The 26,382-nt window shown below is 55.8% G+C and carries 26 protein-coding genes; 7 read left to right on the forward strand and 19 right to left on the reverse strand.

Annotation, left to right across the window (positions count from 1 at the left end; all coding sequences use genetic code 11):
• Positions 1-167: 167 nt before the first annotated feature.
• Genes upp through OCA8868_RS04700 form a run of 6 tightly spaced genes read right to left on the reverse strand, consistent with a single transcriptional unit; the run spans position 168 to position 5,832 of the window.
• On the reverse strand, positions 168-806 hold the full coding sequence (gene upp / locus OCA8868_RS04675; protein ID WP_093995336.1) for a uracil phosphoribosyltransferase: 639 nt from the start codon (positions 804-806) through the stop codon (positions 168-170).
• A complete protein-coding gene (locus OCA8868_RS04680; protein WP_093995337.1) occupies positions 803-1,789 on the reverse strand; it encodes an adenosine deaminase in 987 nt (328 codons plus the stop codon). The genes upp and OCA8868_RS04680 overlap by 4 nt, the downstream gene beginning before the upstream one ends.
• Positions 1,786-3,000: a phosphopentomutase gene (locus tag OCA8868_RS04685; RefSeq protein ID WP_093995338.1), complete on the reverse strand. Its 1,215-nt coding sequence runs from the start codon at positions 2,998-3,000 to the stop codon at positions 1,786-1,788. The genes OCA8868_RS04680 and OCA8868_RS04685 overlap by 4 nt, the downstream gene beginning before the upstream one ends.
• Complete coding sequence (locus tag OCA8868_RS04690) at positions 2,997-4,301, reverse strand: thymidine phosphorylase (protein WP_093995339.1); 1,305 nt, start codon at positions 4,299-4,301, stop codon at positions 2,997-2,999. The genes OCA8868_RS04685 and OCA8868_RS04690 overlap by 4 nt, the downstream gene beginning before the upstream one ends.
• 1 nt (position 4,302) lies before the next feature.
• Positions 4,303-4,695 carry a cytidine deaminase gene (locus OCA8868_RS04695; protein WP_093995340.1) on the reverse strand — a complete coding sequence of 131 codons (393 nt, stop codon included), beginning with the start codon at positions 4,693-4,695 and terminating at the stop codon, positions 4,303-4,305.
• A 48-nt stretch (positions 4,696-4,743) separates the two neighbouring features.
• Positions 4,744-5,832, reverse strand: coding sequence for a cupin domain-containing protein (locus tag OCA8868_RS04700; RefSeq protein WP_093995341.1), 1,089 nt, complete (start codon positions 5,830-5,832; stop codon positions 4,744-4,746).
• A 141-nt stretch (positions 5,833-5,973) separates the two neighbouring features.
• Between OCA8868_RS04700 and OCA8868_RS04705 the strand changes: the two genes are divergently transcribed.
• Complete coding sequence (locus OCA8868_RS04705; protein WP_093995342.1) at positions 5,974-8,256, forward strand: NADP-dependent malic enzyme; 2,283 nt, start codon at positions 5,974-5,976, stop codon at positions 8,254-8,256.
• Here OCA8868_RS04705 and OCA8868_RS04710 read toward each other — a convergent pair.
• Positions 8,253-8,606 (reverse strand): hypothetical protein, encoded by a 354-nt coding sequence (locus OCA8868_RS04710; RefSeq protein ID WP_093995343.1) that lies wholly within the window; start codon positions 8,604-8,606, stop codon positions 8,253-8,255. The genes OCA8868_RS04705 and OCA8868_RS04710 overlap by 4 nt on opposite strands.
• A gap of 248 nt (positions 8,607-8,854) precedes the next feature.
• On the opposite strand from OCA8868_RS04710, the gene prpE reads away from it, so the two are divergent.
• Positions 8,855-10,747: a propionate-CoA ligase PrpE gene (gene prpE, locus OCA8868_RS04720; RefSeq protein WP_093995345.1), complete on the forward strand. Its 1,893-nt coding sequence runs from the start codon at positions 8,855-8,857 to the stop codon at positions 10,745-10,747.
• Positions 10,748-10,756: 9 nt separating this feature from the next.
• On the opposite strand, the gene OCA8868_RS04725 is transcribed toward prpE, so the two are convergent.
• Positions 10,757-11,281 (reverse strand): hypothetical protein, encoded by a 525-nt coding sequence (locus tag OCA8868_RS04725; RefSeq protein WP_143849506.1) that lies wholly within the window; start codon positions 11,279-11,281, stop codon positions 10,757-10,759.
• The gene (locus tag OCA8868_RS04730) at positions 11,278-12,057 is read right to left on the reverse strand and encodes an NAD kinase (protein WP_093995347.1); all 780 of its coding nucleotides are present in this window, start codon (positions 12,055-12,057) and stop codon (positions 11,278-11,280) included. The genes OCA8868_RS04725 and OCA8868_RS04730 overlap by 4 nt, the downstream gene beginning before the upstream one ends.
• A gap of 172 nt (positions 12,058-12,229) precedes the next feature.
• Between OCA8868_RS04730 and glyA the strand changes: the two genes are divergently transcribed.
• Together glyA and OCA8868_RS04740 are read left to right on the forward strand one after the other, a co-directional pair.
• On the forward strand, positions 12,230-13,525 hold the full coding sequence (glyA, locus tag OCA8868_RS04735; protein ID WP_093995348.1) for a serine hydroxymethyltransferase: 1,296 nt from the start codon (positions 12,230-12,232) through the stop codon (positions 13,523-13,525).
• Between the two features lie 66 nt (positions 13,526-13,591).
• Positions 13,592-14,440, forward strand: coding sequence for a DUF817 domain-containing protein (locus OCA8868_RS04740; RefSeq protein WP_093995537.1), 849 nt, complete (start codon positions 13,592-13,594; stop codon positions 14,438-14,440).
• Here the strand turns inward: OCA8868_RS04740 and OCA8868_RS04745 are convergent.
• Complete coding sequence (locus OCA8868_RS04745) at positions 14,406-14,777, reverse strand: hypothetical protein (RefSeq protein ID WP_093995349.1); 372 nt, start codon at positions 14,775-14,777, stop codon at positions 14,406-14,408. The genes OCA8868_RS04740 and OCA8868_RS04745 overlap by 35 nt on opposite strands.
• A gap of 65 nt (positions 14,778-14,842) precedes the next feature.
• Between OCA8868_RS04745 and OCA8868_RS04750 the strand changes: the two genes are divergently transcribed.
• Positions 14,843-15,571, forward strand: a complete 729-nt coding sequence (locus OCA8868_RS04750; protein WP_093995350.1) for an alpha/beta fold hydrolase — start codon at positions 14,843-14,845, stop codon at positions 15,569-15,571.
• A 225-nt stretch (positions 15,572-15,796) separates the two neighbouring features.
• On the opposite strand, the gene OCA8868_RS04755 is transcribed toward OCA8868_RS04750, so the two are convergent.
• The 4 genes from OCA8868_RS04755 to OCA8868_RS04770 form a co-directional block, all read right to left on the reverse strand.
• A complete protein-coding gene (locus OCA8868_RS04755; protein WP_093995351.1) occupies positions 15,797-15,979 on the reverse strand; it encodes a CTP synthetase in 183 nt (60 codons plus the stop codon).
• 165 nt (positions 15,980-16,144) lie between these two features.
• Positions 16,145-17,017 carry a DUF2971 domain-containing protein gene (locus tag OCA8868_RS04760; RefSeq protein ID WP_093995352.1) on the reverse strand — a complete coding sequence of 291 codons (873 nt, stop codon included), beginning with the start codon at positions 17,015-17,017 and terminating at the stop codon, positions 16,145-16,147.
• A 111-nt stretch (positions 17,018-17,128) separates the two neighbouring features.
• Positions 17,129-18,925 (reverse strand): translation elongation factor 4, encoded by a 1,797-nt coding sequence (gene lepA, locus OCA8868_RS04765; protein ID WP_093995353.1) that lies wholly within the window; start codon positions 18,923-18,925, stop codon positions 17,129-17,131.
• Positions 18,926-18,978: 53 nt separating this feature from the next.
• The gene (locus OCA8868_RS04770) at positions 18,979-20,307 is read right to left on the reverse strand and encodes a hypothetical protein (RefSeq protein ID WP_143849508.1); all 1,329 of its coding nucleotides are present in this window, start codon (positions 20,305-20,307) and stop codon (positions 18,979-18,981) included.
• Between the two features lie 211 nt (positions 20,308-20,518).
• Between OCA8868_RS04770 and OCA8868_RS04775 the strand changes: the two genes are divergently transcribed.
• Positions 20,519-20,851 (forward strand): arginine transporter, encoded by a 333-nt coding sequence (locus OCA8868_RS04775; RefSeq protein WP_093995355.1) that lies wholly within the window; start codon positions 20,519-20,521, stop codon positions 20,849-20,851.
• A 61-nt stretch (positions 20,852-20,912) separates the two neighbouring features.
• Here OCA8868_RS04775 and OCA8868_RS04780 read toward each other — a convergent pair whose 3' ends face one another.
• From OCA8868_RS04780 to meaB, 5 genes are all read right to left on the reverse strand, one after another.
• Positions 20,913-21,401 carry a copper chaperone PCu(A)C gene (locus OCA8868_RS04780; RefSeq protein ID WP_093995356.1) on the reverse strand — a complete coding sequence of 163 codons (489 nt, stop codon included), beginning with the start codon at positions 21,399-21,401 and terminating at the stop codon, positions 20,913-20,915.
• 51 nt (positions 21,402-21,452) lie between these two features.
• Entirely contained in the window at positions 21,453-21,803 is a 351-nt protein-coding gene (locus OCA8868_RS04785; protein ID WP_093995357.1) for a hypothetical protein, read from the reverse strand.
• An 87-nt stretch (positions 21,804-21,890) separates the two neighbouring features.
• Positions 21,891-22,217, reverse strand: a complete 327-nt coding sequence (locus OCA8868_RS04790) for a PilZ domain-containing protein (protein WP_093995358.1) — start codon at positions 22,215-22,217, stop codon at positions 21,891-21,893.
• A gap of 167 nt (positions 22,218-22,384) precedes the next feature.
• Positions 22,385-22,672 carry a 50S ribosomal protein L28 gene (gene rpmB / locus OCA8868_RS04795; RefSeq protein ID WP_093995538.1) on the reverse strand — a complete coding sequence of 96 codons (288 nt, stop codon included), beginning with the start codon at positions 22,670-22,672 and terminating at the stop codon, positions 22,385-22,387.
• A gap of 190 nt (positions 22,673-22,862) precedes the next feature.
• On the reverse strand, positions 22,863-23,846 hold the full coding sequence (meaB, locus tag OCA8868_RS04800; RefSeq protein ID WP_093995359.1) for a methylmalonyl Co-A mutase-associated GTPase MeaB: 984 nt from the start codon (positions 23,844-23,846) through the stop codon (positions 22,863-22,865).
• A gap of 108 nt (positions 23,847-23,954) precedes the next feature.
• Between meaB and hrpB the strand changes: the two genes are divergently transcribed.
• A complete protein-coding gene (hrpB, locus tag OCA8868_RS04805) occupies positions 23,955-26,369 on the forward strand; it encodes an ATP-dependent helicase HrpB (protein WP_093995539.1) in 2,415 nt (804 codons plus the stop codon).
• The last annotated feature ends 13 nt before the right edge of the window (positions 26,370-26,382 follow it).

The raw sequence follows: 26,382 nt of genomic DNA on the forward strand, positions 1-26,382 counted from the left end.
TTGAGTTCCGTAGGCTCTGCGCGCTTGCGGCACCGCCGATCAACGCAGCAACCACCGCAACGGTTGAAAGCAAGCCAGAGCTTCGACTGAAAATATACATAGTTGTCCCCACAAGATATTGTGGAACAATGCCGAACAATGCCTAATTTGTAAAGGGATTGTCCCCCTTATTTTGTGCCAAACATGCGATCTCCCGCATCCCCTAGCCCTGGCACAATATATCCATTGTCATTCAAATGGCTATCTACCGAAGCTGTCACAATCGGCACATCGGGATGGGCTTCTTTCATGGCAGCAATCCCCTCGGGCGAGGCGAGCAGACACAAGAATCGGATGTCTTTCGCACCCGATTTCTTGAGCAAATCAATCGCCGCAATCGACGAATTCCCTGTCGCCAGCATTGGGTCGACAGCAATCACAAGCCGCTCATCCATGTGATCGGGCACTTTGAAATAGTACTGAACGGGCTGCAGCGTTTCCTCGTCACGGTAGAGCCCGACAAAGCCAACCCGCGCCGATGGGATCAGCTCAAGCATCCCATCAAGCAACCCGTTGCCCGCCCGCAAAATCGAAATCAGCGCCAGTTTACGCCCCTCAAGTGTCGGCGCGTCCATCGCCTCCATCGGGGTATCAATCCGCTTCGTCGTCATCGGCAATTCGCGCGTGACCTCATAGGCGAGCAACTGTGAAATCTCACGCAGAAGCTGGCGGAACACCGCCGTTGGCGTGTCTTTGTCGCGCATCAACGTCAGCTTGTGTTGCACCAGCGGGTGTTGCACGTGGGTAAGGTGGGGCAGTTTGGTCATGCTTGTTCCAATCGTTTGGCGACGGTTGCGCGGGTATCAGCATCGCAGAACGCCGCAGCTAGTGCTGTCTGGTTAACTTCGTTGAAATCATCCTCGGTCCAGCCAAATGTCTGGGCGAGCATGTTAAATTCATCTGTCATTGTCGTGCTAAAGAACGGTGGGTCATCCGTTGACACCGTAACCTTTACCCCCGCATCGCGCAGCTTCTGTATAGGGTGATCCGCCCAACCGCCAGTCGCCTTAAGGAACACGTTCGAGCCGGGGCAAACCTCAAGTGTAACATCTGTTTCGACAATCTGTTGCATCAAGGCGGGGTCTTTGATGGCATCAACGCCGTGGCCGATACGCGTGACCTTTAGGTCGCGCAGCGTTTCCGCGATCATTTCCGGACCGCCCCACTCTCCGGCATGGCAAGTCAAAGATAGGCCGGCTTCCCGTGCCATATCATACGCATAGGCGTAGTCAGCAGGCCTTCCGAATGTTTCAGCGCCTCCCATACCAAACCCCGTCACGAAATCCCCTTTGGTTTCAGCAGCACATTTGGCGGCGGCTTGGGCCTTTTCCCCGCCGAAATGGCGCACGCAGGTGGCAACACATTTCAGCGTAATACCAAGGTCTCGCTCCGCCTCAGTTGCCGCATCTTCAATCGCCGCGAGGTACTCGCGCCACGCAGAAACATCGCCACCGCCGCAGAAATCAGGAGAAACGAACGTTTCTTGGTAAACCACACCGTGAGATGCGCTTTCTTCCAATACCGCTTTGGTTAGCCGATAGAAATCCTGCGGCCCTTGCAGCGTTGTACAGGCGGCTTCATAGACTTCGAGAAAGTGATTGAAATCACGGTAGGCATAGGTGCCATCCGCATTAAATATCCCACTTATATCAATCGATTTTTCCTTCGCCAGACTGCGAATAAATGCAGGCGGCGCGCAGCCCTCAATATGGGTGTGAAGTTCCACTTTTGGCATCGACTTATAGGTCATAAAAAACTCCGTCCGTTGCCCTGCGCGGGTATCTTCAAATGTGCCGCAATGGAAGCGGCGACATCAACAAAATCGATCTGCCCAAGGTCGCGTGCGCCAATCCCGTGAACAAGAACCGGCACCTGTTCGCGGGTATGATCGGTTCCAACCCATGTCGGGTCATTTCCGTGATCGGCGGTGATGCAAAGCATATCCCCATCCCGCAGTTTTGGCAGCAACTTCGCAAGTTCCGCGTCGAACCATTCAAGATGGCGGGCATAGCCGGACACGTCTCGGCGATGTCCATAAAGGCTGTCAAACTCCACAAAGTTCGCGAAGACAAATCCGCCGTCCGGCGCGGTTTCAATCATGTCTGACAGATGCTCCATAAGGGTCGTGTCTGCCCCTTTGCGCACCTCATCAATGCCGCGCATTGAGAAGATATCACCAATCTTACCAATTGCTTGCACGGATCGATCCGCCTCTTGCACCCAATCACAAAGTGTTGGGGACGGCGGTGCAATGGCGTAGTCGTGACGGTTAAGGGTGCGTTCGAAATTACCGTCTTTGCCCACAAACGGGCGCGCAATAACGCGTCCGACTTTTAGATCATGCAGCATTGGCGCAAGATCTTGGCAGAGCTTAAGCAACCGATCCAACCCGAAATGTTCCTCATGGGCTGCGATCTGAAGCACGCTGTCCACCGAAGTATAGCAAATCGGCCAGCCTGTACGGATATGTTCAGCACCAAAATCTTCAATCACTTGCAGGCCTGAGGCGTGACAATTGGCAAGGATGCCATCAGTCTCCGCCAACTCACAAATGCGCGCAGTAACGTCATCTGGGAAAGTCGGTGTTACGTCTGGGAAAGTGTGCCAATCCCACGGAACAGGAACGCCAGAAAGCTCCCAATGGCCCGAAGGAGTGTCTTTCCCAATGCTGACTTCACGCGCTGATGCATAGGCACCCGTTGGCGCAGGCCAACCAAGATCGAGACCTGTTGATAGTGTCATCGCAGCCCCCGCCCCCAACGCATTCAACGTTGGAATTTTAAGTGGGCCAGATCGACCATCTTCTGCCTGCCCTGCCGCGCAAGCTTGCGCAATATGGCCCAGCGTATTGGCGCCTGTGTCAGGCGTATCACCATTGAAAAAATCAGCGGCATCAGGCGCACCACCGATGCCGACGCTGTCGATCACAATGAGAAAGGCACGATTTTCGATTTGGCTCATGGGTTGATCCGCTCAATAATAAGGTCTTCAATTTCAGTTGGTTCACCGATTTCAATCGCGCGAAGCGTTGCATGGGCCGCCTCTTGCGCACTGTCTTCGTCAGCGGCATGAATAGTCGCTATAGGGTCACCTCGCGACACCTTGGCGCCAAGCGGCAAAACATCCGAAAGCCCGACGCGCGGGTCGATCCGGTCCGTTTCGACCTGCCGCCCCCCGCCCATCTGAACCACCGTTAAGCCAAGCTTCTCACCATCGATCCTCGCGATTGTGCCGTCTTTAGGCGCAAGCACATCGCCAATAACAGGGGCCTTAGGTAGGTGCGTGTGCCAATCTTCGGCAATATCCGGCGGCCCGCCCATGGCACGCACCATTGATGCAAAACACACCATCGCATGGCCTGATGAAATCGCAGCACTCACGCGCTCTTCGGCTTCACCTTCGGCATGACCCGCCAAGGCCAACACACGCGCACAAAGGGCTACCGTGAGATCATGCAAACGAGGCGCGGCAGAACGGTTACCTGAAAGGATTTCAAGACATGTCGCAACCTCGACCGCGTTCCCCAAACTCGGGGCGAGGGGTTGGGACATATCGGTTATGAAAGCCGCCGTCGGCGTGCCCGCGCCATTGGCCGTCGACACCAGCGCATTTGCCAGCGTCATAGCCTCTGCTGGGGATTTCATAAAGGCACCACTGCCCGCCTTGACGTCCAACACCAACCCCTCAAGACCCGCAGCGAGCTTTTTGGATAGGATGGACGCACATATCAAATCAACACTCTCGACGGTCGCTGTTACATCCCGAATGGCATATAAACGTTTATCAGCAGGGGCGATGGCCTTTGTCGCACTGACGATCGCGCACCCAATGTCGCGGGTGATCGCGCGGAATGTGGCGGGTGGGACATCGGTGCTCAGCCCCGGTATCGCCTCAAGCTTATCCAACGTGCCGCCCGTGTGCCCAAGGCCACGCCCTGACACCATTGGAACGAAAACGTCGCACGCCGCAAGCGCAGGTGCGAGGATCAATGAAACCGGATCACCAACACCACCCGTTGAATGTTTGTCCAACACTGGGCCGGGCAAATCCCACTTCATCACGTCGCCGCTGTCGCGCATTCCGGTCGTCAGCGCGACGCGCCCTTCGTCACCCAGCCCTTTCAAACACACGGCCATCGCGAACGCCCCCGCCTGCGCATCAGACACAGCGCGCGTCGCCAAACCATTGGCAAACCACGTTAATTCATCTGGGCTAGGGTCTTTGCCCCGACGGACTTTGGCTATGATCGCACGTGCATCCATGTCAGGTTTTCGCCATGTGATCCGCGGTGAACTTGCCTGGAAGCAAATCAGCCACTGTCATTTGCAACGTCGTGCCATCCATTGTGGACATAGTGACAACCGCATCGGCCCCCGCAAATTCAGCGATCTTCTGGCGGCAGCCACCACAGGGCGGCACAGGTGCGGGCGCATCTGCGATCACGGCGATTTCGGCGATTTCACGCTCTCCGGCGGCACACATCGCAGCGATTGCCCCCGCTTCGGCGCAGGTCCCCTCGGGGTAGGCAACGTTTTCAACGTTTATGCCCTTAAACACAGCGCCGCTTGGCGTACGCAGCGCAGCACCAACTTTGAATTTCGAATAGGGTGCATAGGCGTTTTCGCGCACAGCGCGGGCGTCATCCAACAAGGACATGGCTGCTCCTCTTTGTTCAGGTCAGAGTGGGCCGCAATCTCGGTAAGTTCAAGCCGCAGAAGTGCTAAACGTTCCGGCAAGCGTGACTTCTAGCAGTTCGATATCATCGCTGGGGTCGTTGTATCGCGTTGCCATGTTCGGCGGGAGGACAAAAGCATCGCCCGCGACCAGCCTATAAGGATCTTTGCCCTCACCCTCCAACGTCATCTCGCCTTCCATCACAAAGGTGAAATGAATGTCGGCGTCGTGCCTTGTCCATTCAGGAGTACCCTCGCCACGCCGCACCACTTGCACACCCGCCACAGACTTGGTGGCATCATTGATCGTCGTATCACGGGCGATAAACCCGTTTAGGCGGAACGGCGACCATGGCGATTCCGCGCCAACGTAGTGCACAAACCGCTGACCCTGCCATTCGCGATCAGGCCGCAGGTTAGGTGTCGGCAACGTCATTTCATGTTCGATTTCAGTGATATGTTCCGCAGGAACGCCAATCTCGATCACCTCAATCCCGTCTGATGCTTCAAGAACGCGGTGGCGGATTTCTGGGGGCTGGATAAAGCAATCGCCGGCATGGAGGCGGATCGGGCCACCTTGGTCTTCATACAAAACATCGACCCAACCACGGTAACAATAAATCAGCTGAAAGCCGACTTTGTGATAATGCACCATGTCTGGCACGGGTCCGCCGTCAGGAATGCGAATATGGCTGGCGATGATCGACCCACCAAGGCGATTAGGAATGAGGTCGCGGTAATGCATGCCCGCGCGCCCGATAACCCACGGCGCTTGGTCCGCAAGGCGGCGCACAACAAATGCGTGGTCAGTTTCGGGCAAATGAAGGGGTGGATTGAGCGCATCTATTTCCACTACCGTGCCGCCGGGCGACGTAAGCGGCGAACTCTCCGCAAACTCCGCATCACCTGACAGAATTTGTACCCGTCCTGCCCCGCTCGCGCCCGAAAGGTCCAGCCGCACGCGCAGCCCATGCCCGAAAAGCACAACAGTCGTTGGGTCGTCCGCTGGATAAATGCTCTCCATCCGCATTTGCAACGTTTTGGTGAAAAAATTGATATCCCCCGACAAATCAGTCGAGGAGAGGCAGACAGCGGCACGAATTTCGGGTGTAGTGGTCATACTTGCAGACTGCTTCTGACCTTTCGGATTTGCAAGTAAGTGCGTCTTACGCCTATAGCGGGGTTAGGGCTTTCGTAACCGCAAGAATATAGTTTAACGTTAAACTAATTTTAATCCGCCCTCTGATAGATAGGCAAAAGCATGGCTGACACACCTTCAGACGCCCATAAAGAAACGCTGCGACAGGCGGCTTTGGAATACCATCGTCACCCGAAGCCCGGGAAGTTGGAGATTCGCGCGACCAAACCGATGGCCAACGGCCGCGACCTTGCGCGGGCCTATTCCCCAGGTGTGGCAGAAGCCTGCATTGAGATTAAGGAAAACCCGACAACGGCGCAGGATTACACCGCCCGTGGCAACCTTGTCGCGGTTGTGACCAACGGGTCTGCTGTGTTGGGGCTTGGCAATATCGGGGCGCTGGCCAGTAAACCCGTCATGGAAGGCAAGGCGGTTTTGTTCAAGAAATTCGCCAACATCGACTGTTTTGATATTGAGCTGAACGAGCCGGACCCCGAAAAGCTGGCCGATATCGTTTGCGCGCTGGAACCGACTTTTGGCGCGATCAACCTTGAAGACATCAAAGCGCCGGAATGTTTCATCGTCGAAAAGCTGTGTCGTGAGCGGATGAATATTCCGGTCTTCCACGATGACCAGCACGGTACCGCGATTGTTGTTGGGGCCGCAGCGACGAACGCGCTGATGGTGTCCAAAAAGAAGTTCGAAGACATCAAGATCGTCAGTACAGGGGGCGGCGCGGCGGGAATTGCATGCCTGAATATGCTGCTCAAACTCGGCGTGAAACGCGAAAACGTTTGGCTGTGCGATATTGAGGGCCTTGTTTATGAGGGCCGCGAAAAGGACATGACGCCGCAAAAAGCAGAGTTCGCCCAAGGGACCAAACCCGCGACATTGGATGATGTAATTGGTGGCGCGGATATGTTCCTCGGTCTGTCCGGGCCCGGCGTGTTAAAGCCTGAAATGGTAGAGAAAATGGCGAAGGCCCCGATCATTTTCGCCCTCGCCAACCCGAACCCTGAAATCACGCCCGACGATGCCCGCAAAGTGGCGCCAGACGCGATCATGGCCACAGGGCGCAGCGATTTCCCGAACCAGGTGAACAACGTGCTGTGCTTCCCGTTCATCTTTCGCGGTGCGTTGGATGTTGGCGCGTCCGAGATCAATGATGCGATGCAGATCGGCTGTGTTGAAGGCATCGCCGCCCTCGCCCGCGCCACCACATCCGCAGAAGCCGCCGCCGCCTATAAGGGTGAGCAAATGACGTTCGGCACGGACTACCTTATTCCCAAACCGTTCGACCCACGCCTCATGGGGGTCGTTGCATCTGCCGTTGCAAAGGCAGCGATGGAAACGGGCGTGGCGACCAAAACGATCGACTTGGAAGAGTATAAAGCAGAACTTGACGCGTCTGTCTTCAAATCCGCAATGCTCATGCGTCCGGTGTTTGAATCCGCTGCAACCGCATCGCGCCGGATTGTATTTGCTGAAGGCGAAGACGAGCGTGTGTTGCGTGCAGCGCAAGCCGTGCTGGAAGAAACCACAGAAACACCCGTTTTGATTGGCCGCCCTGAGGTTATTGAAGCCCGCGCAGAACGAGCTGGCCTCGATATCGACGTCAGAAGTCTAGACATCGTAAACCCGGAACACGACTCCCGTTACCGCGACTACTGGGGGACCTATCACTCTCTGATGTCCCGCCGGGGCGTTTCACCTGACATTGCTCGTGCAGTAATGCGCACCAACACCACAGCGATTGGCGCCGTCATGGTCCAGCGCGGCGAAGCTGACAGCCTGATCTGCGGCACCTTCGGCCAGTTCCGCTGGCACCTCAATTACATCGAACAGATCTTGGGCAAAGACCACAAAGTTCAGGGTGCGTTGAGCATGATGATCTTAGAGGACGGGCCTTTGTTCATCGCCGACACGCACGTGCGCTCTGAACCGACACCCGAACAGATTGCGCAAACCGCGATCGGCGCCGCACGTCACGTGAAACGTTTTGGTCTCGCGCCAAACATCGCCTTCTGTGCGCAATCCCAATTCGGCAATCTGGAATGCGACACGGGCCAACGTATCCGCGCCGCCATGTCTATTCTTGACGCCCAGAAAGTTGATTTCACCTATGAAGGTGAGATGAACGTAGATGCGGCGCTAGATCCAGACCTGCGCGAACGCCTTTTGCCACATGGCCGGATGAAAGGTGCTGCCAATGTGCTGATCTTTGGCCATGCAGACGCCGCAAGCGGTGTGCGCAACATCCTGAAAATGAAAGCGGGAGGCCTTGAGGTCGGGCCGATCTTGATGGGCATGGGCAATCGCGCACACATCGTAACGCCGTCAATCACGCCCCGCGGTTTGCTAAATATGGCTGCGATTGCCGGAACACCGGTCAAGAATTATGGTTAAAGCGGCGTAACTGTCCCAACCATATCGTCCACATCGACGAGCGTTAAGGTCGTGCCAATTAGTGTGAAGGCACTGCATTCATCGCGCGGACGCTCCTGCGAAGACAAACAGACCTGCGCCCCTTCAACCCGCCAATTCAGCGGAGTCTGCCCCCGTTCGGCAACCTCGTCAAAGACAAGTAGCCCCGTGCCGTCTGCATAAAATTCAAAGATGATCGGGCCACCTTCTGGATCTGGGGACGCAAAGGTAATACGCGTATCCGCTATCCCAGCGCCATGTCCGTCATCGCTTGGTGTCATGCATCCAGCTAGCGCCAAAATAAGAACGGACAGCGCCGATGAACGAAACATAAGGGTAGCCTTTACAGAATGCTTGGTCCGTCAAAATGACGAATCCACCTGCCAACAGCAAGCCCAGCTTTTCGCAACTTTGCAATACGCCGTGCGCGACTTAGCAAACAGGCGCGGTGAACTGCTGTTTGCAAATATTTGCAACCATCACCTGCGACATTTTGCAAACTCTGCGCAGGTTCGGCGCTAACAGCCTTGCTCAACGCCCCCTGCACGGCCTATCCCTATGGCAAATAGGGGGGAATACCATGGGATACCGCGACGTTTACGAAAATTGGCAGTCCGATCCAGAAGCGTTCTGGATGAAGGCAGCTGAAGCCATCGATTGGGATCAAAAGCCCACCAAAGCGCTGTTTGATGAAAACGCCCCGCTCTATGAATGGTTCAGCGATGCCAAGGTAAACACCTGTTACAACGCCGTGGACCGCCACATTGAAAATGGCCGCGGTGAGCAAACCGCGATCATCTATGACAGCCCCATCACCCACACTAAGCGCGAGATTTCCTACGTGGAACTGCGCAACCGTGTCGCCAGCCTTGCGGGTGCCCTGCGCGCCAAAGGTGTCGAAAAGGGTGACCGCGTCATCATCTACATGCCGATGATCCCTGAAGCGCTTGAAGCGATGCTTGCCTGCGCGCGTATCGGTGCTGTGCACTCAGTGGTGTTTGGTGGTTTTGCGGCCAACGAACTCGCCGTGCGCATAGATGATGCCACCCCAAAAGCGATCATCGCCGCGTCTTGTGGTTTGGAACCAAACCGCGTGGTCCACTATAAACCGCTTGTTGACGGTGCGATTGAACTGGCCGAGCACAAGCCGGACTTCTGCGTCATTTTGCAGCGTGAACAAGAGGTTGCCAAGCTGATCGAAGGCCGTGACTTCAACTGGCACGGTTTCCAGTACGGTGTTGAGCCAGCAGAATGCGTTCCGGTCGAGGGCAACCACCCCGCCTATATCCTTTATACATCCGGCACCACGGGCGCCCCGAAAGGTGTTGTGCGCCACACGGCGGGCCACTTGGTTGCGCTGAACTGGACGATGAAGAACATCTACAACGTTGATCCTGGTGATGTGTTCTGGGCCGCGTCTGACGTGGGTTGGGTCGTTGGGCATAGCTACATCTGCTACGCCCCGCTAATCCACGGCAACACCACAATTGTGTTTGAGGGCAAGCCCGTTGGCACGCCCGACGCTGGCACATTCTGGCGCGTGATCGAAGAACACAACGTCAAATCCTTCTTCACCGCTCCAACCGCTTTCCGCGCCGTAAAGCGTGAAGACCCGACAGGTGAATTCGTTAAGAAATACGACCTGAGCTGCCTCGACCAAGTGTTCTTGGCCGGTGAACGCGCCGACCCTGACACGATCATCTGGGCGCAAGACCAGTTGCAAAAGCCGGTCATCGACCACTGGTGGCAGACGGAACTCGGCTACCCGGGCGTTTGTAACCCTGTCGGCATCGAACTGATGGACGTCAAACTCGGCAGCCCGTCTGTTCCACTTCCGGGATACGAAATGAAAATCCTCGATGATGAGGGCAATGAAATGCCATCCGGCGAGTTGGGCGCGATTGCGATCAAGCTGCCCTTGCCCCCCGGTACATTGCCAACGCTTTGGAACGCAGAAGACCGCTACCGCAAAAGCTACCTCAACACCTTCCCTGGTTACTACGAAACCGGCGATGCAGGTATGATCGACGAAGACGGATACCTTTATATCATGGCGCGCACCGATGACGTGATTAACGTCGCCGGCCACCGTCTAAGCACGGGCGGCATGGAAGAAGTCCTTGCCGCGCACCCAGACGTGGCAGAATGCGCCGTGATTGGTGTGACAGACCAGCTTAAGGGCCAACTGCCGATGGGGTTTGTCTGCTTGAACAAGGGCACCACCACCAGCGAGGAAGACGTCATCAAAGACTGCGTCAAACTGGTGCGCGAGAAGATCGGCCCTGTTGCGGCGTTCAAGCTCTGTACCGTCGTTGATCGCCTGCCCAAAACCCGTTCCGGCAAAATTCTGCGCGGCATCATGGTAAAAATCGCCGACAGCGCTGAGTATAAGATGCCCGCAACGATTGATGACCCCGCGATCTTGGATGAGATCAAAGAGGCCTTGAAGCCGATGGGATATGCGAAAGATTAACGCGGACCCTTATTCTTCGACCCGAAGCCTTTTGGGTTCCGCGAAAAACTGAATGTTTTGAATAGGTTTGGTTTCGGTCGCGGCGCCCGACACGACGCGGAAGATATAGTTATCGCCGGCACGGACGTAGCCACCACAGAATTGCTCGTCTTCGGCGATTGCAATCTCGACTTGTGCCAGCACCGCTTCCATCTGGAATGTGGCCCCTGCTTGCGCGAACCGAAGGTCCATATTCGAACGGTCAGAGCACATCACAGCGCCGCGTTCGCGCATAACAGTAGTCAGCTCAATGGCTGGCAGATGTGGTGTTGGCCGACTTGTTGTGGTCAGTTGAAACGCGTTCGGACCGACGGTAACAAATTGCGAAATCGACGAGCAGCTGTTCGTGGAGGGTTCATAATCCACGCATTCATACGGGCGCCCTTCGGTTTCAGCTAACACTTGTGCAAACGGTATTGCCCCTTGAACAGAATACACTGGTTCCATGCAGCCGGAAAGTGTAGCGACAGCGGCGACGAACGATAAACACTTCACGCAAATTGTTCTCTAATTAAGCGTTCTTCCAATCCATGCCCCGGATCAAACAGAATGCGGTGTTCGATTTCCGGCGCGGACCAAACATCAACTGAGGCCACGTCTTTGACGGATATTCCGTCGGCATCCGCATTCACAGGGCGTTTTTTGGCGTTCGTGACCTCAAACGTCACCCGTGCGGCTTTGGGCAGCAACGCCCCCCGCCAACGTCGCGGTCGGAACGGGGCAACGGCGGTCAGCGCCAAAACGTTCGATCCAATCGGCACGATCGGCCCGTGGGCGGAATAGTTGTAGGCCGTCGATCCGGCAGGCGTGGACAGCAACGCCCCGTCACAAACCAGCTCTTCCATGCGCATTTTGCCGTCAACATGGATGCGCAGCTTTGCCGCCTGCGGCCCAGCGCGCAATAGCGAAACTTCGTTGATTGCCAATGCCTTATGTTCAGTCCCATCGACACAGGTCGCGGCCATGTGCAAAGGATTGATCACCTCTTCTTCGGCCTTCGCGAGGCGATCCCGCAACCCTTGCGCCGAATAGCTGTTCATCAGAAAGCCAACTGTGCCACGGTTCATCCCGTAAACTGGTGCGGGCAAATGTTGGGTGCCGTGCAGGGTTTCAAGCATGAAACCGTCACCGCCGAGGGCAACGATAATATCGGCCTCGTCGACCTCAACGCCGCCATATTGTGACGTCAGCGCGGCCTTGGCCTGCTGCGCAATAGGCGCATCGCTGGCAACAAATGCGAGCTTTGTCTGAGCGTTTGTATCAACGGGCATGGGCGAACTTTCATGGTTGAAACCTTTTGTCCCCCGCCATCATCTGAAACGCAAGTCGCGGATCAGGCCAAGACTGTCGGAACCGATATAAAGATAATGAAGAATTTGGGGTTTTATGCAGCCTAGGGACGGCTTATCAGCGGCCCCAACGCATGTTCCAAAGGATACCACCATGAGCGCTGCCACCAAAGACACCGGTTTCTTCACAGAAAGCCTTTCCACCCGTGACCCTGAGATTGCTGCTGCGATTGGCGCCGAACTTGGCCGTCAACGCAACGAGATCGAATTGATCGCCTCTGAAAACATCGTCTCCGCCGCCGTCATGGAAGCTCAGGGCAGCGTGATGACGAACAAATATGCCGAAGGTTACCCGGGCCGTCGCTACTACGGTGGTTGCCAGCACGTTGATGTTGCCGAAAACCTCGCGATTAATCGCGCCAAGCAGCTGTTTGGTTGTGAGTTTGCCAACGTGCAACCAAACTCTGGCTCCCAAGCGAACCAAGGCGTGTTTCAGGCGTTGTTGCAGCCTGGTGATACGATCCTTGGCATGTCCTTGGATGCAGGCGGCCACCTGACCCACGGCGCCAAGCCAAACCAGTCCGGCAAATGGTTCAACGCGGTGCAATACGGTGTGCGCGAAGAAGACAACCTGCTGGATTACGATCAGGTGCAGGCTTTGGCGACAGAGCATCAGCCAAAAATGATTATCGCCGGTGGCTCTGCCATTCCACGTGTCATTGATTTCGCCAAGATGCGTGAAATTGCTGATTCCGTTGGCGCATATCTCCACGTTGACATGGCCCATTTCGCCGGTCTGGTTGCAGCGGGTGAGCACCCGTCTCCGTTCCCGCACGCCCATGTTGCGACAACAACAACCCACAAGACGCTGCGCGGCCCGCGTGGCGGCATGATCCTCACCAACGATGAAGCGATCGCCAAGAAGGTCAACTCGGCGATCTTCCCTGGCATTCAGGGTGGCCCGTTGATGCATGTAATCGCAGGTAAGGCCGTGGCGTTTGGCGAAGCCTTGCGCCCAGAATTCAAAGCCTACATGCGCCAAGTGCGCGCCAACGCCGATGCACTGGCAGATCAGTTAATCAAAGGTGGCTTGGACATAGTTACCGGCGGCACAGACACACATGTGATGCTGGTCGATCTGCGCCCCAAAGGCGTGACAGGCAACATCACAGACGCGGCGCTAGGCCGTGCCCATATCACCACCAACAAAAACGGCATCCCGTTTGACCCAGAAAAGCCAACCGTCACATCTGGCATTCGTTTGGGCACGCCAGCGGGTACGACTCGTGGGTTCACCGAAGACGACTTCCGCCAGATCGCGGATTGGATCGTTGAAGTGGTCGATGGGCTGGCCGCCAATGGCGCCGAGGGTAACGCCGCCGTGGAAGCCAAGGTCAAAGCCGAAGTCGAAGCCTTCTGCGAAGGCTTTCCGATGTATCCAAACATTTGACCCTCTGCAAAAATCGTAATCAAAGCCGCCGTGGACATCCTCGGCGGCTTTGGCTTTTCTAGCGCCATGACCGCTCCAAGCACCTTTGAAACACGCATAGAACGCCCCGTCCGCGCACGCCTACCTGCACGCGCGGCTGGCCCCGTTTTATTTGTGCTCAAACACGCGTGGGCCTGCCTGTTTGCGGGCCTCATCCTAATCGCGGTGATCGTCACCAAAGCGGTCTGGTCCTCTGACTGGCCTATCAACCGCTATGACGCTCTTTTTGGCTTTGCGCTGGCGATGCAAGTAGCAATGTTGGTGTTCAAGCTGGAGACATGGCAAGAAGCCAAGGTCATCGCGCTGTTTCACCTAACTGGAACTGCGATGGAGTGGTTCAAGGTCAGCGCTGGATCGTGGGCCTATCCTGAAGACGCGATATTCATGATCCTCGGCGTGCCGATGTTCAGCGGGTTTATGTATGCCTCTGTGGGCAGCTACATCGCCCGCGTAATCCGCCTGTTTGACTTGCGTTTCACACCCTACCCGCCATTTTGGATGACCGTTGTGCTGGCCGTAGCGATTTACGTCAACTTTTTCGCCCACCACTTCGTGCCCGACATCCGCTTGCTTCTGTTCGCCGCGACGGCTGTGCTGTTCTGGCGCACGCGGGTCGTGTTCGAACTGGGCCGAACCTACGCAATCCCCCTACCCCTCGCGGTCCTCTTCGCGAGCTTCTTTCTCTGGATCGCGGAAAACGTTGGCACCCTAACCGGCACATGGGTCTACGCCGGATCTGCCGCGTTTGAGATGACGTCGTTTAGCAAAATGGGCAGCTGGTATTTGTTGCTTTATGTGGCCTTCGTTACGGTCACGGTCGTCGAGCGCAGCCCGCTCGATATCAAACGTAGTCGCGCCACACCAAGTAGACGATAAACGCCGCAAAAACGAGGATCAGGTTGAAACTGATCACCCCAAGCATGCCCAAAACGCGGGTCTTGCGGCGCTCCTTTGGATCAATGGTTTTCAGGTGTGCGACAAGCATATCGCGCGCCTTCACGACCTTCGCTTCATCAATCATAAGGCGCAGTTTCGGATGCTGCATAAGCTGTGACGCCTGCGCCAGATAACGACCCTCACGATGCGCCCATTTGGGCAACAAACGTCCCGCGCGCGCCAGCGCCTTTTCCAGCGTGCGGCCTTTGATGCGCAGCCTCTCCTCGATAAGGCTCTGCACCTCATCTGCGAACTTGTTAACAGAATCCCCAGTCATACCCTCAGGCTTAGCCTGCGTGCTGCACCCTTTCAATTCGCACGCTTTGCGCTTAACCAAAAGCGATGCTGAATATCCTCACCTACGGCGATCCTTCGCTGCCACATCTCCTCATCGCCCATGGGCTCTTCGGGTCCGCACGCAACTGGGGTGTAATCGCCAAACGCCTGTCTGACACCTACCATGTCATCACGCCGGACATGCGAAACCATGGTGCAAGCCCTTGGTATGACACGCAAAGTTATTACGATATGGCGGACGATCTCGCCGAGCTGCTAAATGGCCCGACCTTTGTGGTTGGCCATTCTATGGGGGGCAAGGCGGCGATGGTCTTGGCCCTCAAACACCCGCATCTGGTCAAAAAGCTGGTCGTCGCGGATATTGCGCCTATCGCCTACACCCACACCCAAACCCAACACATCAACGCCATGCGCGCGATTGACCTTAGCGGGATTGAGCGCCGCTCACAGGCCGGTGAAACCCTCGACCCAGAGGTCCGTGACTTCCTGTTGCAATCCCTTGATGTAAAAGCGAAAAAATGGACGCTGAACCTAGATGTGCTAGAGTCCGAAATGCCCAAAATCATCGGCTTCCCAGCCATTTCAGGCCGCTACGACGGATCGACTTTGTTCCTGTCAGGCGCCGAAAGCGACTACGTCACGCCCGCCCATCGCCCCGTGATTAAGGACATGTTTCCGAAAGCCCGCTTCGCCAAACTACCCGGCGCGGGCCACTGGCTCCACGCCCAAAAACCACGCGAGTTTGAGGCGACGCTGCGGGCCTTTTTCGTCTAAAAACCCGATATGGGTCGCGTATGGGTTTGGTATGGGTCCGGTATGGGCGCGATAGGGTCGTGCCCGACAGCAACGGCTAGAACAAACAGGACGTTAAAAACACCAACAACGACGCGCCGCCAGCGGCAACTAGAAAGACGTGCGGAAGATAATACATGGCCGGCTTCTCATGTGGTCATGAAGGTAATACGGCCCGACGTCCCGTTTCCGTCGCGCGATTAGGATTTATTTTCCGGTCATCGCCCGTGTGATGAAATAGGTCAGCGGGATCGCCAGAATGCCACCAGCAACAGCCGCAATCAGGATCGGCCACATGGTGTCATACCCTGTCACCAGCGCAGCAATAACAAACGTCCCCGCCAGCGAAGAGCCGATCACGGAATATAAAATGGAAGCAAGGTTGAGCATGAGATCGCTCCTTAAGTGTCAATCAACATAGCGCCAGTGCGCGTGGGGGGAGATTGGCATGAGACAGGACGGAGCGCTTTGATTTGGGTCAAGGTTGGGGGGCTTAAGGCTTAGTTGCGCCCGATCCGAGGGGATGTCCGCGATCTTGGGAGCAAGTCTACTCTGCTAAACGGGGCTATACATCAAAGAGAAATCCCTCGGTGATAGAACCGCTTGCAAAATTTCAATTTTGCTCGAGAAACGAGCTAGAATTTCCCGCTTTGTTTCTTCACCAATATTCAGGCCGAGCCTAAGAGAGACAGGCGTTAATCTTGGCGCGTACCAATATTTTGGTTTTGAATTGTCATTTACGAACACCCGCCACTCTCGTTCATATGACCATTCTTCGCTTTTATGTAAGCAGATCTTCGACAAGATATCGCTATTGCCAAAATTTCCCGTTTCATAGTCTGATCTATCAGAAAAGTTATTCCACTCCTCTGTTGTTAGAATTGGCCTCTCGTCGACATACTGAACCTTAAGCGGGAAAATATCCGCTTTTTCTGGTAAATCGTTTTGCGCCCAATCCAATCGGTATTTTAGACAAATTCCGCGATGGTTGTCAGTGTAATGCGCCCACATCGGAATCGAAGATTCGGCCTCGCTAAAACAAGCAACTCGAGTATGGTGTGGAAACTCGCTAGCCATCGTACGCAGTATTTTTCGCTTAACGCTAGCGGAGTTTACTGCCTTCAATTTATTACCTGGTAGCTTTCGGAATTCCCCTCTAGACAAATTCCGGCCCGAAATTTCATTAAATCGTTCTCGACTCATCAATCGACTACGCCGATTTGGTTCTTTGAACATTCTCACAAAATCGGGCAGGCTTAGTTCATCATAGTATGGTCGAAAATCCATAGGATCGTTTAAGCTGGCTGCACTTGATAGAAAGATCGAAGAGTTCAAAATCGCTTTAGATAGCTCTTCGAAAAAGTGCTTAGTGTTGCTTGATCTATATCTGAATAAACTTGCCGCTAGTTTTTCTGACTCGTCGCTCATTTCAGTGTTCCAACTCCAAACAGACTAAGCCGCGCACCCTAACTCCTGAGTGCGTACGCGACTTGCTTCGCAAGTTCGCTGCCACGCACGCGCTCTAAAATTGGCCAGCTTTTAGCTGTCCATCTTTAGAGCGGAAATAAACGCTTCTTGCGGAATATCCACCTTACCGAACTGGCGCATCTTCTTCTTACCCGCTTTCTGCTTATCCAGCAGCTTGCGTTTCCGCGACGCGTCGCCGCCGTAGCACTTGGCCGTCACGTCTTTGCGCATGGCGGACAGGGTTTCGCGGGCGATGACTTTGCCGCCGATGGCCGCTTGGATCGGGATTTTGAACATGTGGCGCGGGATCAGGTCTTTGAGCTTTTCAACCATCGCGCGGCCACGGGTCTCGGCGCGGTCGCGGTGCACCATCATCGACAGCGCGTCCACAGGCTCGTCGTTGACCAGCACCGACATCTTCACAAGATTGTCCTCGCGATACCCCATGAGGGCGTAGTCGAACGACGCATAGCCCTTGGTCACGGATTTCAGGCGGTCGTAGAAATCAAACACCACCTCGTTGAGCGGCAGGTCATAGACCGCCATCGCCCGCGTGCCCGCATAGGTCAGGTCTTCCTGAATGCCGCGACGGTCTTGGCAGAGTTTCAGCACCTCACCGAGGTATTCATCCGGCACCAAAATCGTCGCCTTGATGCGTGGTTCCTCAATGTGGTCCACATGGGTCATGTCGGGCATGTCGGCGGGGTTGTGCAAATCGAACGCGGTGCCGTCGCGCATGTGAACGTGGTAAATAACGCTCGGCGCGGTGGTGATCAGGTCGATGTCATATTCGCGTTCAATCCGGTCGCGGATGACCTCGAGGTGGAGGAGGCCAAGGAAGCCACAGCGGAAGCCAAAGCCAAGCGCGGCGGAGGATTCCATCTCAAAACTGAACGACGCATCGTTGAGCGCCAGTTTATCAATCGCTTCACGCAGGTCTTCGAACTGGGCGCTGTCCACGGGGAACAAACCACAGAAAACAACAGGTTGCGCGGGCTGGAAACCGGGCAGCGGTTCAACCTCATCGCGCTGATGGGTGATCGTGTCGCCCACCCGTGTGTCGCGCACTTGTTTGATCGACGCGGTCAGAAAACCAATCTCGCCGGGGCCGAGTTCGTCTACAGGCGTCATTTCAGGGCGGAACACGCCGATGCGGTCCACGTGGTGAATGGTGCCGTTGGAGACGAACTTAACCTTCTCGCCCTTCTTCAGCTTCCCGTCGATGATGCGCACCAGAACGATCACGCCGAGGTAGCTGTCATACCATGAATCCACCAGCATCGCCTTCAGCGGCGCATCCGCGTCGCCCGTTGGCGGCGGCAGGTGCTGCACGATGGCTTCTAGCGTTTCATTGATGCCTTCGCCGGTTTTGGCGGACACCGCGATGGCACCGGATGCGTCGATGCCGATAACGTCTTCAACCTGCTCGGCCACGCGGGAAATGTCAGACGCGGGAAGGTCGATCTTGTTGAAAACAGGGACGATTTCGTGATCAGCCTCGATTGCGTGATACACGTTTGCCAGCGTCTGCGCCTCAACCCCTTGGGTGGAATCCACCACGAGGAGTGAGCCCTCAACCGCCCGCATAGACCGCGAAACTTCATAGGCGAAATCGACGTGACCGGGGGTGTCGATCAGGTTCAGCACGTAGGCCTCACCGTTCTGCGCGGTGTAATCAATGCGCACCGTGTTGGCCTTAATCGTGATTCCGCGCTCACGCTCAATATCCATGCTATCGAGCATCTGAGCCTTCATATCGCGTTCCGCCACAGTATTCGTGGACTGGATCAAGCGATCAGCGAGGGTGGATTTGCCATGGTCGATATGGGCGACGATGGAGAAATTGCGGATGTGTGAAAGTGCTGTCATACCGAGGATATGTAGGGGTTTGCTGCGTTTGTCGAGGGGCTATACCGCCACTTCTAAAGGAAACCGCCACGATCCAATTCGGCAGTAAGGCTTAGAACAAGTCCTTCCAGATCGGTGATAAAATTCTTCGCAGACCTAAATCTACGAACGTCGTGAACTTGGCGGATCAATCGAATTGATTTTGGCGCCTCTCTAAAACCATCGAACAACTTGTCCGGATCGGTTCGCAGCGCTTCAAGAGACGTATGACGTTCGTTCCCCTTACCTCCCTTCCATGCCATAACAATTGCTGTTTTTGTTGGATCGAAATCCTCCGTTTGCTTTGCCAACCAAGTAGTCGCTGCTTTTGCTCCCTTATCGGAAGGCGGCGGAATTTCAATCGAGACCGTGGTTTTACGATCCTGCAATTCGCACAAGATATCGACCGACAATCTACTATGTTTAAAAAGGTAAGTGGCGGACAGTTCATAGTCCTGCGCAAGCCGTTTTCTGTCATACGTTAATATCGCGTCAAATTCTGCACGAACGCCAAGCTCATGACGCAGGTCAACAATTTTAGCCGACTGGTGCGCGATTTTGGAGCGAAGATCACGGCGTTCTTGATGCCAGCCATGAACGATTTCTGTAATTCCAGGTGTTTTCGCACTAAATCCGACACCAACACCCGACGATTGTACGAACTCACCCCATTCTTTCGGCATGTGGTCAAATGTTACTATGCCAGAATTCTGATCCCAAAAGAAACTCGCCGCATCATTTAAAACGTTTCGCGCAAGGTCCGAAATCTCTGGGTCACGCGCAAACCGATCAACCATTGAACGCAATTCAGCCCAAGCAAAATGACGGATCTCTCGTTTCCTGCGTTTGTTTGCGGCGAGATGATACGGTAGCTCTGTCGGGTTTCGGGCAAATTCGTTGGAAATTGAAACAACGCAATCGACATTTAGAAGCGTCGCAAGATGGGCGTAATCTTGGATTTGCTCAGGTCGAATTTCACTCTTACCCGCTTTTGCTTCGACAAACGCTGTCCACTCCGATGAACCACGCTTGCACGTCAGCAAACCGTCTGGTCGATAATCCGGAATCTTCGAGGAAGGAAACGTAACCTCCATAAAGCTATCATAAGCACATGTTTTGCCTGATCCGAATCCACACTCAGCAAGAAATTCGCCACGCAGTTCGGGCACCAGCTCTAACAATCTCATGAAAACCGACAACAACGTTCGCTCAGGCTTTTTATTCTTGTCCATCAACGTTGGCTTAGGGCTAGTTGGACTTAACTCGTTAATGCATTTCACGCTCAATCTCCTAAAACTCAAGCAATGGTGCATGCCATTTGGGTGTAAAGGCAAGTGTGATTTACACTTCCTACGTGCATTCATTTTAAGAGTGTCCTGCCCCCCGTAGGGGAGGTGCGGGCGCTGCCGAAATTTTGTCCTGGCAAGGAGCGTGCACTTCCTAGCAAATAAGCATCCGCAATCGTGATCTCGCGCCCTCTTCCCCAAACCCGCGCAGTGCGCCATACTGGGGCTAGCAGTTTGAGGCACCAACGGGGAATACCCCGAAATAAGTTGGGCCCGTTAGTGAGGCGATATGAAGAAATTAGTAGTTTTATCAGCTTTGGTCGTGTTGACGGCCTGTTCGGGCGGCAACCGGAGCAATTCAGGATCAACACGTGGTGCGACGGGCGATATTAGCCGCGCGTGTTTGGCCGCGGATCGGTCCGCCGCAAATCCGAGCTTGTGTGGCTGTGTGCAACGGGTCGCGAATGCCGAATTGTCGAGCCGCGATCGCGCAAGGGTGGCAACATTTATGGCCGATCCCGAAATCGCGAATGAAACCAAGATTAGCAACAGCAGTGCAAATGATGCGTTCTGGGACCGCTACCGCGCCTTTATCTCGTCAGCGCGCAGCCAGTGTGGCTAGGGCAGGAGCGCCCATAGGTTAGATAAACGGGCGCCCTGTTTCATGGGCGCCCGTTTTCGTTTTAATGGTCAGAGTGGTCCATGTCGGAATGGTCCATCTCGCCGCTCATCGCGCCGTGTTCTTCGCGGTTTTGATCAACGGGAATTTCAACCACAACTTCGCCTGCGTTTTCGAAGGTGAAGGTGATTGTGACGACGTCATCCTGCTCAAACGGTGCGTTCAAGCCCATGAACATCACGTGCTCAGCGCCGCGCTGCATGGTGATTTCGCCACCCGCAGGCAGGACGAAACCCTCTTCGACGTGGGTCATGCGCATGACGCCGTCTGCGTCCTCAATATGCGTATGCAGCTCAACCCGCGCAGAGGCATCAGACGTGACGTTCAGCAGGTGATCATCGACATCACCGTGGTTGTGAATTGTCATGAACGCCGCACCCGCCATTGTGTTGGACGACCGCGCATATGGGTCATGAATTTCGATTTCGGCGAAGGCTGGCATGGCAAAAGACAGTGCTGTGACAGCACCGATAAGTGTAGATTTGAGGGACATGTGCCGCTCCTGTTTGTTCAATCTGAATGTTGGAAAAGTGAAAGTGGGTTTTCAGACAAACAAAGGGGGGCCACGCGCCTGCGCAGAGGTGGGGATAACAGGAATTTGCAACGCGTCGACGGGCGTTTGCGCCAGAATTTGAATGTGGATAGCCGCGCTTTCGACGGCAATTGACGTCTCGGCGAAGTCCATCAACGTCAATGCGCAGTCAGGGCAGATATGTACAGGACCCATCGGTTCGCCCTGCGCGTCCAGCGTGACAGTCATCACCCCCTGCCCAGTGCATAGGACCACCTGACCGGACGCATCCCGCGCCATGCCGCGCGCCATCGCCATTTGCTGTGAGGTCACAGCAATCAACAGCGCAAGCGCAAAGGACAAAAGGTGAGCAGTGCGTTTCATTGCGAGATCATTAACAGGCCTGCACGCGCAATGAAAAGTGCATAAAGGTCGCAAGGCGAATTCCCGCAATCAACGGAATTAGCCCGGTCAGCGCAATTCGGTAAATGCGTGCGTGTGACGATGCAAAACATGGCCCGTCGTTGTCGGCGCGTGACGCAACTGTTCCATCTGGCGCGGCCCAAGCTTTTGCTTGAAGATAATCCCGCATTGATCGTCATCGGCCCAACGTACGGTGCCGGCAAAGTTTCCCGCTGAACAACTCAGCACGACCTCGTCCCCGATTTCCAATCCTTGCACATCAAAAACGCCCGCTCCTGAGGGGGCAATATTTGTTATATGGCCCTTCTGCGTACTCCCGCCGCATTTCAACTCGATTGGAAAAACGGTGGGATATCTGTGTGCCCGATAGCTCATGGTAGGTCTCCTCGTTGAATAACAAGTGAACCCATTAATTAAACAAAAGGTTATCACTCGGATGCGACCTTTCTTGTTCACGCACCGTTCATCATAAATCTTGACGCGGAAACGAAAAAAGCCCGAACGCGATGTTCGGGCCTTTTCAATCTGTCTGGTCGAGAGACTTAAGCTTCGGCGGATGCCTTGGCGATGTCTTTCTTAACCTTCAACGCGGCTGGGGACAGCTCAGCGTCTTTGGATTTTGCGAAGAACGCATCCAGGCCACCACGGTGGTCAACGGTGCGCAAGGCAGCGTTGGAGATGCGGAACTTGAACGTGCGGCCCAAAGATTCGGACATCAAGGAGACGTCCTGCAGGTTTGGCAAGAAACGGCGACGCGTACGGTTTTTCGCGTGGCTCACGTTGTTGCCCGTCATAGGGCCTTTTCCGGTCAGTTCGCAACGGCGAGACATAGCGTTTTCCTTGTTCATCAAAGGCCAGCAGCGTAGCGCGCGACCCTTATTATCATAGCGTTGAAGCCCCGCACGCGGCATGGGCTGAATTCATTGAGCGGGAATTAGGTGGATTCCTTTGCTTCGTCAAGTGCCAAGGCACCCATCTAGGCGCTATTCACGCCTTTTCGCCGCTGCGTTGCAAATGAATTTACCGAGTGGCTGGAAAAAGCTGTGAAATCAGGTCTTCAGCGGCTTGGGCGGCACGTAGTTTCCCGGACGCGACGTCTTGTTCCAGCGCAGCAAGCTGGGTTTTGACCGCATCATCCGACGTAAGGCGCGCCAAAAGCCCTGCGCGCACCTCTTCTTGGAACCAGAACCGCGCTTGATCTGTGCGCCGCGCGTCCCAGACGCCGTGTTCTTTGCGCCAATCGACCAGCGCTTTCATCTCGTCCCATGCGGCGGTGATTCCGTCTTCTTGCAGGGCCGAAACGGCTACCGCTTTGGGGAAATCATCAGGGTCTTGCGGGCGTTTGCGCATCAGACGAAGGGCGCCCGCATAATCCGCGCAGGTGCGCGTTGCTTGGGCTTTCAAGTCGCCATCGGCCTTATTTACAAGGATGATATCACAGGTTTCCATGATGCCACGTTTCACGCCCTGCAACTCGTCCCCGCCCGCAGGGGCGAGCAACAGCAAGAACAGATCGGACATTTCCGCGACAGCCGTTTCAGACTGCCCGACCCCGACCGTTTCAATCAGTACCACATCGAAATCCGCCGCTTCACACAGGGCGATCGCCTCGCGGGTGCGCCGCGCGACGCCGCCCAATTGGGACTGGCTTGGTGATGGGCGGATAAACGCATTTGGGTCACGCGACAGCAGATCCATGCGGGTTTTGTCGCCAAGGATCGATCCGCCAGAACGGGTTGAGCTTGGATCAACCGCCAAAACCGCCACCCGAAGCCCCTGCCCCGTCAGCATTTTGCCGAAAGATTCGATGAACGTGGATTTGCCCACACCGGGGGTTCCAGAAAGCCCGATGCGCAGTGCTTGGCGGTCCGTTCCGACGGCCCCAAGCAGTTCGGCCGCCAATGCACGATCCGATTCACGTGTGCTTTCCACCAGTGTAATCGCACGGGCCAATGCGCGGCGCTCGCCCGCGCGGATTTTCTCAGCTGTCGTCGTAATATCCATAGGCGCTTTATGGGATCACCGGCGCCTCGCGTCCAGATCAGGGTGTTGTGTTTACGAATAATTGCCCAAAAGGTTGAAAGTGAGCGTTTCTACCGTGATGAAGGGCAAATGAACGCAGCACTTCCCATTGACGACGTAATGCCAGAGCTGATCGAGGCAGTGCGCAACCGTGGCTGTGCCGTTCTGCAAGCCCCACCCGGTGCCGGTAAAACCACGCGCGTGCCATTGGCGTTAATGGATACGGGTATCGTCCAAGGCAAAATTGTCATGTTGGAACCCCGTCGCTTAGCGGCCCGCGCAGCGGCTGAACGTTTGGCCCAGCAATTGGGCGAAAGCACGGGCGAAACTGTAGGCTACCGCATGCGCGGCGAAACCAAAGTGTCCGGCGCGACCAAGATCGAGGTCGTGACCGAAGGCATCCTGACCCGCATGATCCAGAGCGACCCTGAGTTGCCAGGCATCGGCGCAGTGATTTTTGATGAATTTCATGAGCGGTCCTTGAACGCCGACCTTGGCCTCGCGCTTACTCTGGAAGTGCGCGAAGCATTGCGTCCTGATTTGGTGTTGATGGTCATGTCCGCCACGCTGGACGCAGGTCCTGTCGCCGAATTGGTCAACGCACCTATCGTCACCTCGCAAGGGCGCGCCTTTGCGGTCGAACCGCGCTGGTTAGACCGCCCCCTGCATAAAGAAATCAGGTTCGATCAAGCCGCCGCCGACTTGGTGGCGCAGGCCGTGGGCGAAACCCAAGGCGGGGTTCTGGTCTTCCTTCCGGGCGAGGGCGAAATCCACCGCGTTCAGGCGCGATTGGACGGGCGATTGCCTGATGATTGCGCCATTCGCCCCCTGTTTGGCGCCCTACCATTCACTGAACAACGCGCCGCGATTGCACCCGTCACATCGGGGCGCAAAGTGGTCCTTGCAACCTCCATCGCGGAAACGTCCCTAACGATTGAAGACATCCGCGTGGTCGTGGATTGCGGAAAATCACGCCGCGCACGCTTTGACCCCGGTTCTGGCATGTCCCGACTTGTCACCGAACGTGTCACCCGCGCCGAAGCAACCCAACGGGCAGGCCGCGCGGGACGTGTTGCTGAAGGGCTCGCCTATAAACTGTGGTCAAAGGGCGAAGATGGCGCCCTCACCGCGTTCCCGCCCGCTGAAATCGAAGCGGCTGACCTAACGGGCCTCGCCGTTGAGCTGGCCGTCTGGGGCGGTGATGGCCTGCCCTTCCTGACCGACCCGCCAGAACACGCCCTAAGCGAAGCACGCGTGTTGTTAACGGCACTGGGCGCATTGGACGATGGTCGCATCACATCGCACGGACGCGCATTGGCGAAACTGCCGCTGCATCCACGCCTTGCACATATGTTGGTGACAGGTGGCAAGCCCTCTGCCCCCCTCGCCGCGCTGCTGTCAGAACGCGACATCTTGCTAGGCGCACCAAGTGATTTATCGCTTCGTATCAAAATTCTATCAGGCGAACGCGGTCCACATCCCGTCCACAAAAGCGCCCTCGCCCGCGTCAAACAAGAGGCCAAACGGCTGGCAAAATTCGCGCCCGACTTGCCCCTTCAGCCACCTGAAATCTATGCCGCAATGGCCTACCCTGACCGCATTGCTCTGCGCCGCTCTGGCAACGAACCCCGCTATGTTTTGTCCGGCGGAAAAGGCGCGTACATGGACAGCGCAGACCCGCTCGCAGGGCAACGTCTGCTTGTGGTCACCGACACGGACGGTAATCCTCGCGAGGCTAAAATCCGCTTCGCACTCTCAATTTCCGAAGCGGACATCCGCGACGTGGCAGACACTTTAATCAGCACCATCAACACCTGCGCCTGGTCTAAACGGGACGGAAAAGTTTTGGCACGAAAACAAGAGCGGCTCGGCGCGCTAGTTCTATCAGACACCGCTTGGAAAGATGCCCCAGCAGACGAAATCGCCCGCGCGATGCTCGACGGGGTGCGAATGCTTGGGTTCAAATTCTCGCCGGCCGCCGAGCGCTTCCGCGCACGCGTCGCCCTTGTCCGCGCCAACGACCCAAGCATCCCCGACTTGTCCGACGATGCGCTAAACAACACCTTGGACGACTGGCTTCTCCCGTATCTCAACGGGGTGCAAACCGCTGCGCACTGGAAATCCCACGACACCCTGCAAGCCCTGCGCGCGACCCTGACTTGGGAGCAGATGCAGCTGATTGACCGCGAAGCACCCGCGCAATTCACCACCCCCCTCGGTCGCCACACCCCCATAGACTACAGCACTGAGGCCCCCGAAATCACTTTGCGTATCCAAGAAATGTTCGGCACCACACGCCACCCTACGGTCGCAGGTCGCCCGCTGCGCGTGACGTTCCTGTCCCCAGGGCAAAAGCCGATACAAACCACGATGGATGTCCCCCGCTTTTGGGCCACATCTTACGCCGATGTGCGCAAAGACATGCGCGGCCGATATCCACGCCATCCTTGGCCCGAAGACCCGACACAAGCCGACCCAACCCTACGCGCAAAGCCACGCAAATAAGCACTCTTACGTT

The organism is Octadecabacter ascidiaceicola (assembly GCF_900185015.1).
Classification (GTDB): Bacteria; Pseudomonadota; Alphaproteobacteria; order Rhodobacterales; family Rhodobacteraceae; genus Octadecabacter; species Octadecabacter ascidiaceicola.